12 protein-coding genes and 3 pseudogenes are annotated in these 17,145 nt (G+C 52.2%); 3 read left to right on the top strand and 12 right to left on the bottom strand.

What is annotated here, in order from left to right; genetic code table 11:
• Positions 1-982 precede the first annotated feature (982 nt).
• From trfA to AC4LF3_RS22100, 3 genes are read right to left on the bottom strand one after another with little or no spacing between them, the layout of a single operon-like run.
• Positions 983-1,873, bottom strand: a complete 891-nt coding sequence (gene trfA, locus AC4LF3_RS22110) for a plasmid replication initiator TrfA (protein ID WP_010798838.1) — start codon at positions 1,871-1,873, stop codon at positions 983-985.
• On the bottom strand, positions 1,866-2,816 hold the full coding sequence (locus AC4LF3_RS22105) for a ParB/RepB/Spo0J family partition protein (protein ID WP_010798839.1): 951 nt from the start codon (positions 2,814-2,816) through the stop codon (positions 1,866-1,868). The genes trfA and AC4LF3_RS22105 overlap by 8 nt, the downstream gene beginning before the upstream one ends.
• Positions 2,817-2,825: 9 nt before the next feature.
• Complete coding sequence (locus tag AC4LF3_RS22100) at positions 2,826-3,617, bottom strand: ParA family protein (RefSeq protein ID WP_026004067.1); 792 nt, start codon at positions 3,615-3,617, stop codon at positions 2,826-2,828.
• A gap of 1,188 nt (positions 3,618-4,805) precedes the next feature.
• Between AC4LF3_RS22100 and AC4LF3_RS22095 the strand changes: the two genes are divergently transcribed.
• The 3 genes from AC4LF3_RS22095 (at position 4,806) to AC4LF3_RS22085 (ending at position 8,806) form a co-directional block, all read left to right on the top strand.
• Positions 4,806-5,714 (top strand): hydrogen peroxide-inducible genes activator, encoded by a 909-nt coding sequence (locus AC4LF3_RS22095; protein WP_010798842.1) that lies wholly within the window; start codon positions 4,806-4,808, stop codon positions 5,712-5,714.
• A gap of 1,187 nt (positions 5,715-6,901) precedes the next feature.
• On the top strand, positions 6,902-7,633 hold the full coding sequence (locus tag AC4LF3_RS22090; protein ID WP_491836746.1) for a GNAT family N-acetyltransferase: 732 nt from the start codon (positions 6,902-6,904) through the stop codon (positions 7,631-7,633).
• Positions 7,634-7,696: 63 nt separating this feature from the next.
• Positions 7,697-8,806 (top strand): alpha/beta hydrolase, encoded by a 1,110-nt coding sequence (locus tag AC4LF3_RS22085; RefSeq protein ID WP_491836745.1) that lies wholly within the window; start codon positions 7,697-7,699, stop codon positions 8,804-8,806.
• A gap of 47 nt (positions 8,807-8,853) precedes the next feature.
• On the opposite strand, the gene AC4LF3_RS22080 is transcribed toward AC4LF3_RS22085, so the two are convergent.
• From AC4LF3_RS22080 to AC4LF3_RS22040, 9 genes and pseudogenes are all read right to left on the bottom strand, one after another.
• Complete coding sequence (locus tag AC4LF3_RS22080; protein ID WP_010798846.1) at positions 8,854-9,918, bottom strand: protein-glutamate methylesterase/protein-glutamine glutaminase; 1,065 nt, start codon at positions 9,916-9,918, stop codon at positions 8,854-8,856.
• A complete protein-coding gene (locus tag AC4LF3_RS22075; protein ID WP_288657622.1) occupies positions 9,915-10,436 on the bottom strand; it encodes a chemotaxis protein CheD in 522 nt (173 codons plus the stop codon). The genes AC4LF3_RS22080 and AC4LF3_RS22075 overlap by 4 nt, the downstream gene beginning before the upstream one ends.
• The gene (locus AC4LF3_RS22070) at positions 10,429-11,241 is read right to left on the bottom strand and encodes a CheR family methyltransferase (RefSeq protein ID WP_122043936.1); all 813 of its coding nucleotides are present in this window, start codon (positions 11,239-11,241) and stop codon (positions 10,429-10,431) included. Before AC4LF3_RS22070 ends, AC4LF3_RS22075 begins: the two co-directional genes overlap by 8 nt.
• Positions 11,242-11,252: 11 nt before the next feature.
• Positions 11,253-11,753 carry a chemotaxis protein CheW gene (locus AC4LF3_RS22065; RefSeq protein WP_197873438.1) on the bottom strand — a complete coding sequence of 167 codons (501 nt, stop codon included), beginning with the start codon at positions 11,751-11,753 and terminating at the stop codon, positions 11,253-11,255.
• Between the two features lie 5 nt (positions 11,754-11,758).
• Positions 11,759-13,414, bottom strand: coding sequence for a methyl-accepting chemotaxis protein (locus tag AC4LF3_RS22060; protein WP_312270716.1), 1,656 nt, complete (start codon positions 13,412-13,414; stop codon positions 11,759-11,761).
• A gap of 18 nt (positions 13,415-13,432) precedes the next feature.
• A complete protein-coding gene (locus tag AC4LF3_RS22055) occupies positions 13,433-13,993 on the bottom strand; it encodes a chemotaxis protein CheW (protein ID WP_491836744.1) in 561 nt (186 codons plus the stop codon).
• Between the two features lie 3 nt (positions 13,994-13,996).
• Positions 13,997-14,869: pseudogene (locus AC4LF3_RS22050) on the bottom strand (methyl-accepting chemotaxis protein); the annotation flags it as partial.
• 57 nt (positions 14,870-14,926) lie between these two features.
• Positions 14,927-16,174 (bottom strand): annotated as a pseudogene (locus tag AC4LF3_RS22045) (MCP four helix bundle domain-containing protein); the annotation flags it as partial.
• 92 nt (positions 16,175-16,266) lie between these two features.
• Positions 16,267-17,139, bottom strand: a pseudogene (locus AC4LF3_RS22040) (methyl-accepting chemotaxis protein); the annotation flags it as partial.
• Positions 17,140-17,145 lie beyond the last annotated feature (6 nt).

The raw sequence follows: 17,145 nt of genomic DNA, 5'->3' as shown, positions 1-17,145 counted from the left end.
AGGTTCTACCCTCTCATTTCACCCACGTTCTGCCTTCTGTACAGACTCATGAGCTTCGCTCAGCACTGTAAACAAATCGCTTTACCCATAAAAATACACTTTAGTGGGTTAAAAGATGGTTATTTAAGGTTAAAGAACGGTTAAGGGCTGTGGATATAACTGCTAACTTATTGATATGTAAGGGTTTTATTGAGTATGCGGAAACGTCAACATGACGTTTATATACGTCAACATGAGGTATGCGTCCGTCAACATGACGTATAGATGCGTCATGTTGACGTATATCGTACCCTAAAGTCCTTCTTAACAACGTAACTCATTGATTTTTAAACACTTTTTTAATGCTCAATACCTAAGTCATTATGAGGTATAGATACGTCATAATGACGTATCATATGTCATTATGAGGTATGGTTTTCCATAAGTTACTGATATTTAAGTACTTTGTTCCATTGCTCAATCGGTCTGACAGACCATTTTGAGGCCATCAAACAAGGGTGAGCCCTCCTTTTTTGGTGATAACTCTCTAATTTTTAAGCGGTTTTTAACTTTTCCCTAGGCTTGCAGTACCTTCGCTCCGTTTACTTAGCTAATACAAAGGCAATGTCAAAATGAGGTATTTTTGAGTAAGTCATTGATTTTTAAGGGCTTTTTATAGAATTGACGTAGAGTAAGTAGTCATTTGCTTAAAATGTCGCCAATATCTTTAGCGCATAGTTGTCAAGCCATGCCCTTTCGCTGCTTAAAAGCTACCTCATCCTGACATGCAGCTTGGAAAACCTTCGGTTTCAGCAGAAAAACTACCTCATCCTGACATTTTCGCCGTCTTTTACTCTTACAAGATCCTAAAATGGGTCCTCGACCGCTATAAAACCCCTGAATTAAATGATTTAGCGGCATGAATCGGTGCTAATAGGCATACAGGATAAAATACTTAATAAAAAAACGGAGCCACTAGGCTCCGTTTTTTGAGAGTTTTACGTTATTCGCTCTTTAGTAAGGGCCTGTTGTTTCGGACTACCCTTACAATATTGTCTTTGCCTATATCCCATTCCTTGAGAAAATCGATGTTCTTTAACTCATCGAGTGCGTCCCGCAACATCTGTTTGAACTTTGCCTCTGTCTTGGCTTTGGATCCACATGATTCCCGGATGGTTTCTACCTTAATGCCATAGGGCTCGCGATGGGTACCATAGAAGCCATGTAACCACTTAGCCAGCGGACGTAGTTCCAGGCGTGACTGCCAATCGAGACGTGTTGTATACACATCGGCTGCAAAGAGAATAGCCATTTCTGGCTCAATTTCGACATGCCACGTGTCGCTCAAATCACCTTCTTCTGTTGTGTACTCAAAACGCCGCAATAGAGAGACGCCCACGCCTTTACCCAGGCGGGTCGATTCGATACGAACAGACGTCGCTTTGAGGCGCTCCAATACATTCAGGAGCTTTTGGGTGTAGTCTTTTCCTCTCGGCCAGCGCAATTCCTTCTTCATTTCCGAAGGGCGGAAACTCACTCGGTTGCCAAGCTTCTCTGTACGAGCCATATGGACAACCTGCAGCCAGACATCCATATCGTCTTCCTGGCGAAGTTCCTGGCCGGTGTAGTAGATTCTTGCGTTACCGTAACAGTGCAATTCACGCCCATTGATGAACTCGCGGGCCTGGTTTCGGTTACCAACCGTAAACAGCGCACTACGCAGCATTTCATTGGGCGCACTGCGTAAATCATCTGCCCATAATGGCAGTTGATTGACCTTTTCCTCGATTACCTTTTCAGCGCGCTGTTGTATGCGAGTAAGTGCTGTTTCTCGGGGGGGCCTGCCTTTACGCTCCGTTTTTTCAGGAGCGGCTGGCTCTTTCTCATCACTCACGAGGTTCTGCTCCCTGTTCAGCCAGATTACTGATCAGAGCTCTTAGCTCTTTGAGTTGGTCATCGCTAAATGTTTTGCGGTCCAGCTCAAATATCACCCTGTCCTTCTTGGTGGAAACGCGTGCGACCTTTCGCTCACCAATAACGATATCTTCACTGGGCGTCGAAGCCTTGGGTGCAGAGACTGATTTGGTCAGCAAGTCTTCACGAATACGTTTGGCCAGCCCAGCTTGTGCCAGTTTTCCGTTGGCCAGATCTCTAAGGGCCTTGTTCAAGGCAGACTCATAATCAAGACCTGCTGCCTGAACTTCCTTGATAACAGGTTTCAACGCATCTACTGCGTTCGCGCCCAGCATTTTGGGGTTGGCTTTGAGCATATTAAGGCTCGACTCTGGCAGAGCGCCAAAAGCCATGATGCGGTAGAGCTGAGATTTGCTGATATCCAGTTTGCGCTGCAAATCATTGACTTGAGTAAACGAGGTGCGCATTCGGGTAATAGCATGGTACTTCTCAAAGTCCGAAAGGTCCTTGCGATGTATATTTTCGAACAGACTGCGCAGTGCGCTTTCGAAATCATCGACGACTTCTACCAGGGCATCGATATATTTCTTGCCAAGCTTTTTGTGAGCACGTAGTCGGCACTCTCCGGCAATGAGCTCATAGCGCTCACCAGCGATTCGAACGTTGATTGGACTTAACAGCCCTTCCTCTTCTATCGATAATGCCAGCTCTTCAATATATTCCTCGTCAAAAACCAGGCGAGGTTGATAGGGGTTAGCGTCAACCAGATCGACAGGAATCGAGCGCGGTACTCGATGGGACTTTAAATTCTCTACCTGCTGAACAGCCGAATGACGAGATATCTGGCTGACCAAGCCTTGAGCGAGAATGGAGCCCAACTTTTGCTTGGGTGCGTTTTGCGAGGAGGTCGATTTCTTTTCCATAATATGCTCTTACGCTGCGGTCTCTTTGTCGATGTACTTGGCCAATTCCTTATATTGCTTGGCCACCTTGTTCGTTGAGTCGAACATCCGCAGGGAGGTTTGAACGGTTGATGACTGGTTGATCTTCGTTGTTGTTCCTATCTTTACTGGAACAAGCTTTCCAAATAGGCCCATCGCTTTTTGTTCAATGTTTTGACAGACCAGCTGACGATCATCATGACGAATCAGCAATGCGCCTAAGTTGATCAATGTCGGGTTGATCCGCGTGATCTGCTGAACTCGTTTGGTCAGATCAGCGAGGCCGTACAAGCCATAAGGCGATCCTGACTCTACGGGAATCAATAAATGGGTCGCCGCGGCCAATGCATTGGAAGTCAGAAGCCTAAGGCTAGGCGGGCAGTCAATGATGATGTAATCCGCTTTACCCAGTAGAGGCTGAAGCCGGTCCCGTAATACTTCATTAGGGCGAGGCTCCATGCGAAGTGCATCGTCTGCATTATCCAGAGCCATGCTTCCATAGATAAGTGCAACGCCATCGATCCTGGTTTCGTCATGAACAAAGTAGGTGAGTGGTAGTTCAGGATTCGTCAGTAATTCGGCTGTTGTATAATTTATCTCAGCAGGGTGAGACATCCCGATATGTTGACTTGCGTTAGCCTGGGGATCCATGTCTACGACACAAACCAGTTTTCCCATTTGTGCCAGGTTATCTGCCAAGTTGATACAGGTTGTCGTCTTGCCAACTCCGCCTTTGTGGTTGGCGATAGCGATTACAACCGTTTTCTTCTCTTCTTTCTGCACAGCCGATCCACTCCGGGCCATTTTCTATCCTCTTCGTTGAGGCCATGTGTTGGAGTAATCGTAACAGACAAACATACTGCTTTTAACGGTTATTTGGCTTTGGTCAGGATGTTTTAGGTCAATATCTCATTAAGAGTCCCTAGTAGGGAAAATACTGAGGTTTGGTATGCCTAGAGGATTAGGAGAGTCCCTAGTAGGGAATTAATGTTATAGGAAGCTACGACCTGTTCTTTGCGTTTATTAAATTCTTTTAAAGTCTATTTATACGATAGGGCAATATGCATAATTATTAAGTCCCTACTAGGGAATCTATTAAGCGTGACTCAGCAGATATGGATAGCTGTTCTATCGACAGGGTAACCAAATAACTTTCCAAATGAACGCTTTGTCTTGCTTAATCTTATTGAGACTCGCAAGCGGCATGCCTTGTTGGACACGGGTAGGTAAGCTAGGGTAGACGTAGTAACCTAGGATAAATAAGGATGCGCTGAAAGACGTGGCGTAGCCGCTGTGTTAAAGCAGACATGGCTTAGGGAGGTCAAGCTATAAAAAAACGCCCTGCAGGCGTTCTTTTATAAGAGGATATGAGGTAACTACACACCTCATACTGACATAGCATTAGCGAGTCCGACTGTTACGTCTGGAGTTCAGTCGCTCAGACCAGTTTCCCAAGTCTTGTAGGGAAACATTGTCATCCCAGGCGTTTAGGGAGAATCCCTTATTGGTAAGCTCTCTTCTTACTTTACATAAGTAAAGACGCAGCGCACGCCGATTGGCGTAAAACAAGGGCACCAGTCGTTCTGACCTGTATACGATGCGACCCGATTCGTCGGATGCAGTAAAGGTCATAAAACCGAGAGTTGTTTTGGGTGTGAAATGACAGACAAGGGGCGCTAACCCTGCGCAAATCATTTCCTGAGCCTGCTCATGATGAGGCACTACCATATCGCTTACCGTCCTTGTGATATGTGAGAACCACTAGACACTTTCGATGGGGTTAAGTTCCTGCTTCTTATAAACCGTAGACCAGGATCGTCAGTATTGACAGGCAGAGCAGGTCGCGGGGGATCAAAGGTCGGAGCATGACGTCATTGCTTGGGGCTGTCATACGGTTTTACCCAAAAGAAATCGAGCTTTCAGCCGATAAATGATTCAACAAACCTAACTGCATAAGTGTGTAGATCCAAGATGACTCTGACAGAACTGCGCTATATCGTAACGCTTGCCCAAGAACAGCATTTTGGCCGTGCCGCTGAGCGCTGCCACGTCAGCCAGCCAACGCTGTCAGTAGGCGTCAAGAAGCTTGAAGACGAGCTTGGTATTCTGATTTTTGAGCGCAGCAAAACCAATGTTCGCCTTACACCTACCGGCGAAAGCATTATTGTTCAGGCGCAAAAAGTCCTGGAGCAGGCGCAAGGTATTCGTGACCTTGCCAAGGCCGGTAAAAATCAACTGAGTGCACCACTTAAAGTGGGTGCTATTTATACGGTAGGCCCGTATCTCTACCCTCATTTGATTCCGCAGCTGAATCGTGTTGCGCCGGAAATGCCCCTCTATATAGAGGAAAACTTTACACCGGTTTTGCGTGACAAGCTGAGAACAGGCGAGCTGGATGCAATCATCGTTGCGTTGCCTTTTAGCGAAGCGGATGTACTGACCAAGCCGCTTTACGATGAGCCGTTCTATGTGATGATGCCGGCGAAGCACCCCTGGACAGAGCTCAAAACCATCGAAAATGCAAAACTGGACGAAATGAGCCTCCTGCTGTTAGGGGAGGGGCATTGTTTCCGAGAACAGGTGTTGGAAGCGTGCCCAACGATCAAGAAACCAGGTGTGGAGTCCAAGCATACCCAGGTCGAGTCCTCATCTCTGGAGACGATTCGTCATATGGTTGCCTCGGGCTTGGGCGTGTCGGTGCTTCCCCTCTCTGCTTTGGAAAGCCACCATTACGCACCAGGAATGATCGAGATTCGACCATTCAGCGCTCCCGTGCCTTTTAGAACAATTGCAATTGCATGGCGTGCAAGTTTTCCACGTCCCCAGGCCATTGATGTGCTTGCCGATTCTATCCGGCTATGCTCGGTTAATAGGGACTAACAACGACGCTCACGTAGCCTGTTTCTCCTACAGGCTACCGCTATTTCAGCCTGTGGGAGCTTGGGGCCTTGCACCTAAACGCTACCTGCTAATTCTTATAGACAGACCTTTTACTTTTGTCTGATCAAGCGGTGGGTCGTAAATTCTACTAATCAAGGTGACTGAGCTAGGTCTTGCCCAAACGAACCGTGCAGCCAGTAAAAAGATTGAGGCGGCTTGTATCAAGTAGTGAAATTAACCTGAAGTATTAGGCCCTCCTTGGTGTTGCCTAAAGGGGAGAGTTATCCGTGATACTTAACGGTATGGCGGATAGGGTATAGCCATGATGTAGCAGCGGACATCAAGCGGGGCACTAAGTGGAATGGCCCATGTTCCACCACAGGACTGTTCTAACCTTCAAGACGGCGCGATTAAATACGACCGGAAACAAACAGGCCGATCTCTTTACCGGCTAGCTATTCGCTTGGTAGCCCCATCTTTATTGACATCGCATGCTTATGTCAGAATGACGTATCAGCCTTCTCTTATAGGTTTGGATAAATAACCCCTTTAGAGAAGCAGGTTAAAAGACATGCGACTCTTGTGCTATAGATGGATCAAATCCTTTCATATTCAAAAAGATAACGATGTTCTGACCCTCAAAAGCGGAAGGTAAAGTGGTTTGTCTGGATATGTTTCACTTTTCTAGGTGTCAGGATGAGGTATCGCCCGAATGAAAAAGCCTATGCTCGGGCTGTTTTAGAAAAATTACTGCATTTTCAATTTCTTCACTCAAGGCAGTAAAGACGTGGGCTCTGGTCAGCGTATGGCCAAACCGGACGTGTTGTACATTACAGAAATGAGCCTGTGATACCACCTGAATGACCAATGTCAGGATGAGGTATAAAGGATAACGCTAGATGGAGTGCGGTTATCTAGACCTTTCTAGTTGGATCTAGATAACCTAGACGTTGACCCTCAGCTTAATCTGTACTCTTGGCTCAGGGCACGGTACATAGTGATTTCCTGGCGTATGCGTTCTGTGATCTGCTCAGGTGACAGCGAGACAGGAGACCTCAGCATTTGGCTTTGAAACGTACTGAGCTCATGAGTACTTTGCAGAAGTGCCATGCTTTAAATGGCGGGACGGATAGGGCGGAGGAGGGCCTTGCGCGGCTCATGCTTAAGGAGCAGCTCAGGAGCAATTCATGACTGATATCTTTACGCTGGAAGCCTGTGCCTTTAATGCCTGGCCTGCACAAAAGACGGTCTTTCACGAGGGGTGGGTGCTGCGTCTGGCAGGCGGCTATACCAAGCGCGCTAATTCGGCCAATGCCTGGCAGCCAACGGCCTCGTTCGATAGCGTACGGTCCTATATCGAGTCGCTGTACCGCCGGCAGGGTTTGCCTGTCATCTTTCGATTGACGCCTCTGGCAGGTGATGCGCTGGGCAGGCAGCTCGAAGCGGCGGGTTATGAGCGGGTCGACCCTACCGAGGTGATGACGCTGGGCTTAGGTAATCTAAAAGAGAGCCAGGGTACGGTCACGCTTGAATCCTTGCGTACACAGGCCTGGGGTAACGGCTTTGCCTTGCTCAGCGGCCTGGATGCGCCCCGTCGCCAACACCATGATACCTTGCTGGACGCTATCGTCTGGCCTGTGGCCTACGCGACGGTTTACAGAGAAGGGCAGCCTGTTGGCTATGGCTTGGCAGTGGCGGAAGGTGACTGGGTGGGCCTGTTTGATCTGGTGGTAGCGCCAGCCTGGCGTGGGCTTGGTCTCGGGCGTCAGCTGGTTAGCGCACTGTTAGCGTGGGGAAAGCGCCAAGGTGCCCGACAGGCATACCTGCAGGTAACAGACTCAAACACCTCTGCAATAGGCCTTTACCACTCGCTCGGCTTTGAGCGTCGCTATGGCTACCACTACCGTGTTTTGATATGAAATGGCAACGTTCCTGAACCTGTGTGGTCGTTTTTAACATGACATCACACAACAGGAAACCCTATGCGTTTACAACCTTCCCGACTTAAGAACGGCATTCTTCTCATGGCTGCGGTGGGCATGGGCGTGTCGCTGGCGGCCTGCAGCAACCGGTCGCCGGACAAGCGGCCCTTGTCCGAACTGGCGATAAGCGGGGCTAAAAGCTCGGTACGTAATGATGCGGACATGCAAAAAGTACTGAATCAGTACGCCCGCTTCGATCCGAAAGCCATCGAGAAGATCACTCCGACTGAGGCGCGTCAGCAGCCAACCATTGCAGACGCGGTAAAGGCGGTGCTTGAAAAGGAAGGGCGCGACAGTGCGCCTGAAGCACTGGTACCCGGGGTCAAGAGCGTGGATACCAGCGTATCCGGCGCCGCAGGTACATTACCGGCTCGCGTGTATACTCCGGAAGGCAAGGGGCCTTTTCCAGTCATCCTGTACTTCCACGGTGGCGGCTGGGTGTATGCGGATCGCAATGTTTATGACGCAGGTGCACGTGGGCTCGCGAAGCAGGCCAATGCTATCGTTGTTTCGATCGACTACCGTCTTGCGCCCGAGCATAAATTCCCGGCTGCCCATGATGATGCCATCGCAGCCTACCGTTGGGTGATCCAGAATGCCGGCTCGCTGGGCGGTGATCCCAAGCGCCTGGCATTGGCGGGCGAAAGCGCCGGTGGTAATTTGGCTGTTGCAACGGCCATTGCCGCAAAGAAGGCCGGCCTGACGGCGCCCAAGCATATTCTGTCGGTTTACCCGGTGGCCCAGACCAACACCCACACCGAATCCTATGACAAGTACGCCGATGCGATGCCGCTCAATCGACCCATGATGCTGTGGTTCGTGGCCCAGGCTACGAAGTCTCCGGTCGACCTGAACGACCCACGTATCGACTTGGTCCATGCCGACCTGAAAGGCTTGCCGCCAGTCACAATTATCAATGCCGAGGTGGATCCGTTGCGGGATGACGGCGCCCAGTTAGAGGCTGCCCTGCGCAATGCGGGCGTAGCGGTCGATCGTCAGTTATATTCAGGGGTTACGCACGAGTTCTTTGGTACGGCAGCGGTCGTTGAGAAGGCCAGACAGGCTCAGCAGTATGCAGGCGAGCAGTTGAAGGCGGACCTTACGCGTTAATTGAAATCCTACGGACAGGCGCCTTGCTGTGCTTGTCCGTAGAGTGCCTAGCGGGCCATGTTCAAAATAGCTGCCGGAATCTGGTCCAGGGGCAGTTCACGCTCCACGGCCCCCAACTTGAAAGCCTCCTTGGGCATTCCATAGACCACACAGCTCTGCTCATCCTGGCCCAGTGTCTTGGCGCCTGCTTCACGCATTTCCCTGAGGCCTCGTGCCCCGTCGTCTCCCATGCCCGTCATGATGATACCCAGGGCATTCTTGCCGGCGCAGCGCGCGGTTGAGCGGAATAGGACATCAACTGAGGGGCGGTGACGGCTTACCGGCGGCCCGTCGACGATTTCTACCTGATACTGCGCGCCATTGCGCTTGAGCAGCATGTGCCGGCCGCCGGGTGCGATCAAGGCGCGACCGGGAATGACGCGATCACCATGCTGGGCCTCGCGTACTTCGATCTGACAGAGTCCGTTCAGGCGCTCGGCGAAGGCGGCCGTAAAGCGCTCAGGCATATGCTGAACGATGACGATGCCCGGACACACCCGTGGCAGGGCGGTCAGAACCACTTCCAGCGCCTGCGTACCGCCAGTAGAGGTGCCAATGCTGACCACTGTATCGGTCGTGCGGGTCATCGCCTGGCCCGGCGGCAGGATGACATCTGCGCTGAGTTTCGGCGGCGGGCTGGCCGGTGGCGCGGACGTTGCGATACGGCGAACGTTGGCGCGGGCCGCTGCCTTGACCGCGGAAATCAACTCCTGGCTACTTTCTACCAGAAACTGTCGGAGCCCAGCCTGTGGCTTGGTGACAAAGCTGACCGCGCCGGATGAGAGAGCCTGCATGGTGGTCGCGGCACCTTTTTCCGTCAGCGTCGAGCAGATCACAACCGGAGTAGGGCGCTCGGCCATGATCTTCTTGAGAAAGGTAATGCCGTCCATGCGGGGCATTTCCACATCAAGGACGATGACATCCGGCCATTGCTTATTCATCTTGTCCATGGCGAAAAGCGGATCAGCCGCCACGCCAATCACTTCGATGGCACTGTCGGCAGACAGCGTCGTGGATAACACCTGACGCACCACGGCGGAGTCGTCGACGATCAGTACTTTAATGCTAGTCATAGGCGATCTCTTTGCCGTGGTAGAGCCTGTACAGGAGGCGATTGCTCAAGCTTGACCTCCCCATCCCAAATGGAAAAGCTAAGGCGTCGATGACCGATACCCTCCACATGGCTGGCGCTACAAACCAGTCCGTGTGCCTGTAGAAGGCGCTTAGCCGCCTTGACGTTCTGCAAGCCTATGTGGTCCTTTTCATTACGCGCGATTCCTGGAAACATGTTGCCGCCACCGAAGACACGCAAGGTAAACTCCGATGGTTGTGTACCTGACATCTGGATAGCCTGGAGCAGTAGCGCCAGCGCCTCGTCACCGTAGTGACCATCGAGTCGGTCCGATACCTTGTGCCCCTTGCTGCGAGTAGGCAGTAGGTAATGGCACATCCCGCCCAGCTGGCGCTGGGGATGCCAGAACACCAGCGCCACACAGGAGCCTAGCAACGTTCGGATGCGTGTATCAGCACCCCCGAAATGCAGCTCCCCAGGCTTAAGATAAACATCTTTAATCTTGGTTGGCTCAGGCATGAGGCTTCTGATAGATAGAGGGTCTAACCATCTTGAGCGCTTCAGTGATGCCATTGAGGCTTTCTGAATGGCTTACCATGAAATAACCTCCTGGACGTAAATGGTTTACAAGACGTTGGACCACCTGGCGCTTGGTGTCGTTGTCAAAGTAAATCATTACATTTCGCAAGAAGATCACTTCAAACTGACCAACATCAGGCAGGGTAGTATTGAGATTGATCTGTCGAAAGGTAATACGTGCCGTCAGATTTGGATCAATCAGGAACGTACCTTCATTTTGACCAATACCCTTGAAGCAGTGTTTGTGCAGTAACGCTTTTGGAATACCTTCGGCATCTTCCAAGGGGTACTGGCCCCGGCGCGCTTTTTCCAGCACCCGAGTACTGATGTCAGATGCAACGATTTCCCACGGGCGGGTGCCGAGCGTATCAGCCAGAGTTAACGCCAGGGTATAAGGTTCCTCACCGGTCGAGCACGCTCCACTCCAGATACGAACGGACGCGCGGTCACGTATCTCTGGTAGTACAACGGTACGGAGGAACTCAAAATGCTTGGGCTCACGGAAAAAATAGGTTTCATTAGTGGTGAGTAAGTCAACCGCTGTTTGAAACTCGCTCCGATCGCGCATCAGGACGTCAAAGTAGGCTCCATAACTGGGAAGGCCCCGCTGACGAACCCGCTTGGCCAGCCGTCCGCTGACCAGGGGCTTTTTGGAGTCTGCCATGCTGATCCCGGCAGCATCGTAAATCATTCCACGAAACTTGCGGAAATCGCTGTCTGAAAGAGCAAGGTTATCCATCGTCATGGCATTTACCGTCAGTTCTGGCTGGCCAGGTAATCAATATCCTCAGCATTGAGGACTTGGTCGATATTGAGCAGGATTACAAAACCATTTTCGCGCTTGGCCATGCCGAGAATGAAGTCGGTACGGACATGGGTGCCAAAGCGCGGCGCTGGTTCAATGGCATCGGCACTGATTTCCAGTACTTCGTTAACGGCATCTACTACGATGCCAAAGATCTGATGTCGACCTTCGACACTTAGCTCCAGCATCACAATGCAACTGCGCCGGTTGACCTCGGTAGGCGCACCACCAAAGTGCACCCCAAGATCGAAAACAGGTACTGCTGCACCACGCAGATTAATTACGCCGCGAATGCTACGAGGCATCATGGGCATGGCTGTAATCGGGCCATACTCGATAATTTCACGTACACACGTCGTGCTGACCGCAAACATCTCTGCATTCAATGAGAAGGTCAGGTATTGCTGTGGCTGCTCGATAGCAGCCACGCGGTTAGCCTTTAGAACACTCATGGGCGTTAATCCTTGAAGCGTACAAAACCGGCCGGTACGCCAGCCAATTGACCGGCGGCAGGGCTGTAGTCACGCGCTGGCGTTGCTGCCTTGCGAGTCGGTACAGCCGCTGGTGGCTGGCTGCGCGGAGCTTCACTGGGAGAGACACTCCCGTTGTGAGCCAGGGTAAAGAACTCCATCAGCTGTTGGAGTTGTTCGGCCTGACCACTCATTTCTTCGGAGGTTGCAGCCAGCTCTTCCGAGGCAGAAGCGTTCTGCTGAGTGATTTGGCTCAATTGACTCATCGCCGTGTTGATCTGGCCTACACCTGAGGTTTGCTCTTCAGATGCGGCCGCAATCTCCTGTACCAGATCAGACGTCTTGCCGATCGAGGGTACGATTTCGTCCAGCAACGTACCGGCACGCTCGGCCAAGGCAACGCTTGTCTTGGCTACATTGCCAATTTCCTGGGCTGCAATCTGGCTACGCTCGGCCAGCTTGCGTACTTCAGCTGCCACAACCGCAAAACCCTTGCCATGCTCACCGGCACGTGCGGCTTCGATCGCCGCGTTCAAGGCCAACAGGTTGGTCTGATAGGCGATGTCGTCCACAATACCAATCTTGTCGGCAATGGTCTTCATGGCTGCAACTGTGTCTTTCACGGCCTTGCCACCTTCGGCTGCTTCCTGGGCGGCCTTGCTGGCCATACTGTCAGTGACCTTGGCGTTCTCGGTATTCTGGCCGATAGAAGCGGACATCTGCTCCATGGACGCGCTGGTTTCCTCAACCGATGCGGCCTGTTCAGAAGACGCTTGACTCATGCTTTGCGCTGTAGCGGAAACCTGCTCTGAGGCACTGGACAGCGCATCGGCAGAGCCCCGCACTTCACTGATAATATAAGCCAGTTTGTCTGTCATGCCTTTGATAGCCGCAAGCATGCTGGTGGTATCACCAGGTTTGGTCACAACATTGACGCTCAGGTCACCTGCAGCAACGCGGCTAACGACTTCAGCAGCATAGGCCGGTTCGCCACCCAGTTGCTTGATAAGGCTGCGGGCGATGATGAAGCCTAGGATCATGGCAATGATAACGGCTGCAATGCCGATGCTGATCATGAGCAGGCGCGCCGACTCGAAAGACTCAGTCGCCTGGACTCCCGCCCTGCTCATTTCATCCTTCATGTACTGATTGAGTGCCGTGAGGGTGTCAACGAAGGCGTTATTGGTTGGAGTAAATTCGTCCAATAGGAAATGAACAGCTTGGTTCTGATCCGATTCAACTAACTTAAAAAATTGCGCATATTTACCTTGTAGTGCATCTCGAGCAGCAATAGCAGCCTTGATACGCTTGATGCCTTCTTCCGAGTAAACGCTCTTTTCGAGACGACTGATGACCTCCGCATTTGCGCTACGGTACTTATTAATCCGATCGACATACTCAGAACGCTTGCTTAAATCATCATTAAGCAAAATATTGCGGAGCAATCGGCCATTATTCAGTGTGTTCTGAATAAGCTCGTTGGTCATTTCCGTTTTTGGGAAACGATCCAAAGACATGGTATCTGCAGACTTCTTCATGGCCGCCATGTTGACGACGCCCACTAGAATCACGATGACAAGCAGAGCGACAACTGTGCCAAAGCCCAAGGCAAGCTTGGTAGTAACGCGCATGTTTCTAAACATGGCTATGACTCCGAAAGGTTACAACGAGCGCTGCGGAAGCGCTGCACGCGCGCTGCCGAAGGCCATAGCGGTTTCTGGGGTTTTGACGAGTCCTGCGATTTCGCTGATGGACAGCACTTGGCTGACGTTCAGCAGGACCACGAACTCGTCCTTGATCTTGGTAATGCCCTGAATGAAGTCAGTCCGGATGCAGCTGCCGAAAGCCGGAGTCGGACGGACATGCTCCAGAGGTATTTCAAGCACTTCACTTACAGCGTCAACCACCACGCCAATGACCTGGGGTTGATCGTCATCTACAGTCTCGAGGATGACGACGCAGGTCCGCGATGTAACAGCCGTACGAGTGCCTCCGAACCGTGCTTCCAGATCAATGACTGGCACGACGGCGCCGCGCAGGTTGATTACTCCGCAGATAAACGCTGGCATCAGCGGAACGACAGTAAGCTGGCCGTATTCAATAATCTCCCGTACGCACAGCGTATCCACGGCAAAGGTCTCACCGTTTACTACAAAGGTCAGGTGTTGACGCTCGGCTTCACCGCTTGAAGAGAGCAACGCAGTAGTCACATCGGTACTCATGTCTTATTCCTCGAACCGGACGAATCCTTCCGGTGACGAGCCTGTACGAAGTGGACGTTGCGCCATGACCCGCTCCCTGCTATGGCTCGGCTTGCTAGAAACCGGCCTTACATGATCAATGGCGCGCTGCAGATCGGCCGCGGCACGATGAGCTGAGAAGAAGCTCATCAGTTGCTGCAGTTTTTCTGCTTGGCTACTCATTTCTTCGGCCGTTGCCGCCAATTCTTCAGAGGCTGAAGCGTTTTGTTGCGTAATTTGATTGAGCTGACCCATCGCGGAGTTGATTTGACCTACACCTGAAGTTTGTTCTTCTGACGCAGCAGCGATTTCCTGTACCAGGTCGGAAGTCTTGGTAATCGACGGAACGATCTGATCCAGCAGCGTGCCTGCCCGCTCGGCCAAGGCAACGCTGCCCTTGGCAACGTTGCCAATTTCCTGAGCGGCAACCTGACTACGCTCGGCCAGCTTGCGCACCTCAGCAGCGACTACCGCAAAGCCCTTGCCATGCTCACCGGCACGTGCGGCTTCAATCGCAGCGTTCAAGGCCAGCAGGTTGGTCTGGTAGGCAATGTCGTCCACAATGCCGATCTTCTCGGCAATGCTTTGCATAGCAGAAGTGGTTTCACGAACCGCCTGACCACCCTCAACGGCTTCTTTAGCAGCCTGGCTGGCCATGCCATCAGTAACCTTGGCGTTTTCGGTATTCTGAGCAATGGAAGCAGACATCTGCTCCATGGACGCGCTGGTCTCTTCAACCGATGCCGCTTGCTCAGAGGACGCCTGGCTCATGCTTTGCGCCGTAGCTGAAATTTCTTCTGACGCACTGGCCAATGCATCGGCCGAATCACGCACATCCATGATGATCTGGGACAGCTTGCTGACGGTGCTGTTGACCGACTGCTTGAGTTCCAAGAGCTGACCTTGGTAATCGCCTTGAATCGTACGGCCTAGGTCGCCGTTTGACAGCGCCCCCATGACGTCCATGGCTTCGCTTAGTGGTGCAACGATGGCGTCCAATGTGCCATTGACGCCTTCGATGATCCGGCGGAAGTCACCCTGGTGCTGGGAAGCGTCGGCTCGCTCATCGAGCTGACCGGCTATTGCCGCCTGACTGAGTTGCTGGGTATCGGTAATCAGTGCCTTGATGTTGGCACGTACCTGCTCGATGTTATCGTTAATGAATGCTTTCTTGCCCGGCAGGCGGGCCAGAGGTGCGTCCAGGTTGCCTTCACCAAAGCCTTTTACGCAGGCCATTGCACTACGCTGGTCATCGATATGGCCCTTGACCATATCGTTCACGCCTTGCGCCATTGTGCGGTAGCTACCCTCGAAGCGATCAGCCGGAATGAAGGTATCGGTCTCGCCCTTGTCGTGCTCGGTGGACATGCGATTCATTTCATTGAGCAGGCCGCGTAAGGTTTCCACCATACGGCTCATGGCTGCCATGAGGCTAGTTGAGTCGCCTTTCTTTAGCGCAATCTCGCTAGGCAGGTCACCGGCCGCAACACGATTGGCCATGGCTGCAACGTCAGCAGGCTCGCCGCCAAGTTGGCGAAGCAGGCTGCGGGTAATCACAAAGCCGATCAGGCCTACGGCTACCAGTGTAGCCAGCGCAATCATGATAGAGATAAGCGTGGCAGTTCCTTTCAGGCTTACTGCGGTCGCGGCGCCTTCTTTACCGAGTTGCTCATTGAATCTGACGTGAGCATCAAGTGCCTGGCTAACTTTTTCAATGACTTGAAGATTTTCCAAGAGCGTTGATTTAGCTTCCTCAGTACGGTTTTCCCGTGACAAGGGCAGCACCTTGCTCTCTAGTTCTTTTAGGCCTTTCAACGCTTCCCGGTCGTTAGCCAGCAACTGGCGGTCCTGATCGTTTGACAGTAGGGTTTCATAGTGCCTCAAGCCCCGGTCAATATCTGTGCGAATAGACGCCAGTGTCTCATCGACTTGCGCCATTTGAGCCGCGTCAGTGCTTAAGATGTGCACGTAAAAATTCTTGATGGAGCTATCAACGCTTTGGCTAATCTCATTGATCGCCAATAGGCTAGGCACTGTATTGTCATTGCCATAGTTAGCCGCCTGGAATACGCGGCCGATCTGGTACTGACCTGTCCCTGCCAATAGCACAATGCCAAACAGGGCTGAGAACACCAGAAGAAGCATTTTCCTTGAAACAGTCATGATCAGCCTCACAGGTAAGCCTCTGGCCAACCTGGGTTAGATATCTAGATAAAAGGGACGCCTGCGGAAGATGCAGGCGCCCTGTATGATCATCAGCCCTGGAAGCGGATGAAGCCTTCCGGTAACGCTCCAGATGCCGTTGCAGCATGCGGATGAGCCTGAGCTTTAGTACGTACCTGCTCCGTGAGTGGACGAGTATGGTCCAACGCACGTTGAAGGTCTGCCGTAGCCGTGTGGCCATTGCTGCTGAAAAAGCTCATCAGACGCTGCAACTGCTCAGCCTGACTGCTCATTTCTTCGGCCGTTGCCGCCAATTCTTCAGAGGCTGAAGCATTTTGTTGCGTAATCTGGCTCAGCTGACCCATGGCCGCGTTGATCTGGCTGACACCTGAGCTCTGCTCCTCCGACGCGGCCGCAATCTCCTGTACCAGATCGGACGTTTTGCCGATCGAGGGCACAATTTCGTCCAGCAACGTACCGGCACGCTCGGCAAGGTCAACACTACCCTTGGCCACGTTGCCAATTTCCTGGGCTGCAATCTGGCTACGCTCGGCCAGCTTGCGCACTTCAGCCGCCACAACCGCAAAGCCCTTGCCATGCTCACCGGCACGTGCCGCTTCGATCGCCGCGTTCAAGGCCAACAGGTTGGTCTGGTAGGCGATGTCGTCCACGATGCCAATCTTGTCGGCAATGGTCTTCATGGCTGCGACCGTGTCCTTCACGGCCTTGCCACCTTCGGATGCTTCCTGGGCAGCCTTGCTGGCCATACTGTCAGTGACCTTGGCGTTCTCGGTATTCTGGCCGATAGAAGCGGACATCTGCTCCATGGACGCGCTGGTTTCCTCAACCGATGCCGCTTGCTCTGTGGAGGCCTGGCTCATGCACTGGGCAGTTGCTGAAATCTCCTCTGACGCACTGGCCAGTGCATCGGCCGAGTCGCGAACGTCCGTGATAATCTGGTTCAGCTTGCC

The organism is Pseudomonas sp. C2.3V (genome assembly GCF_058536325.1).
Note: the sequence above shows the minus strand (reverse complement) of the source record. Positions and strands in the feature narration are given on the sequence as shown.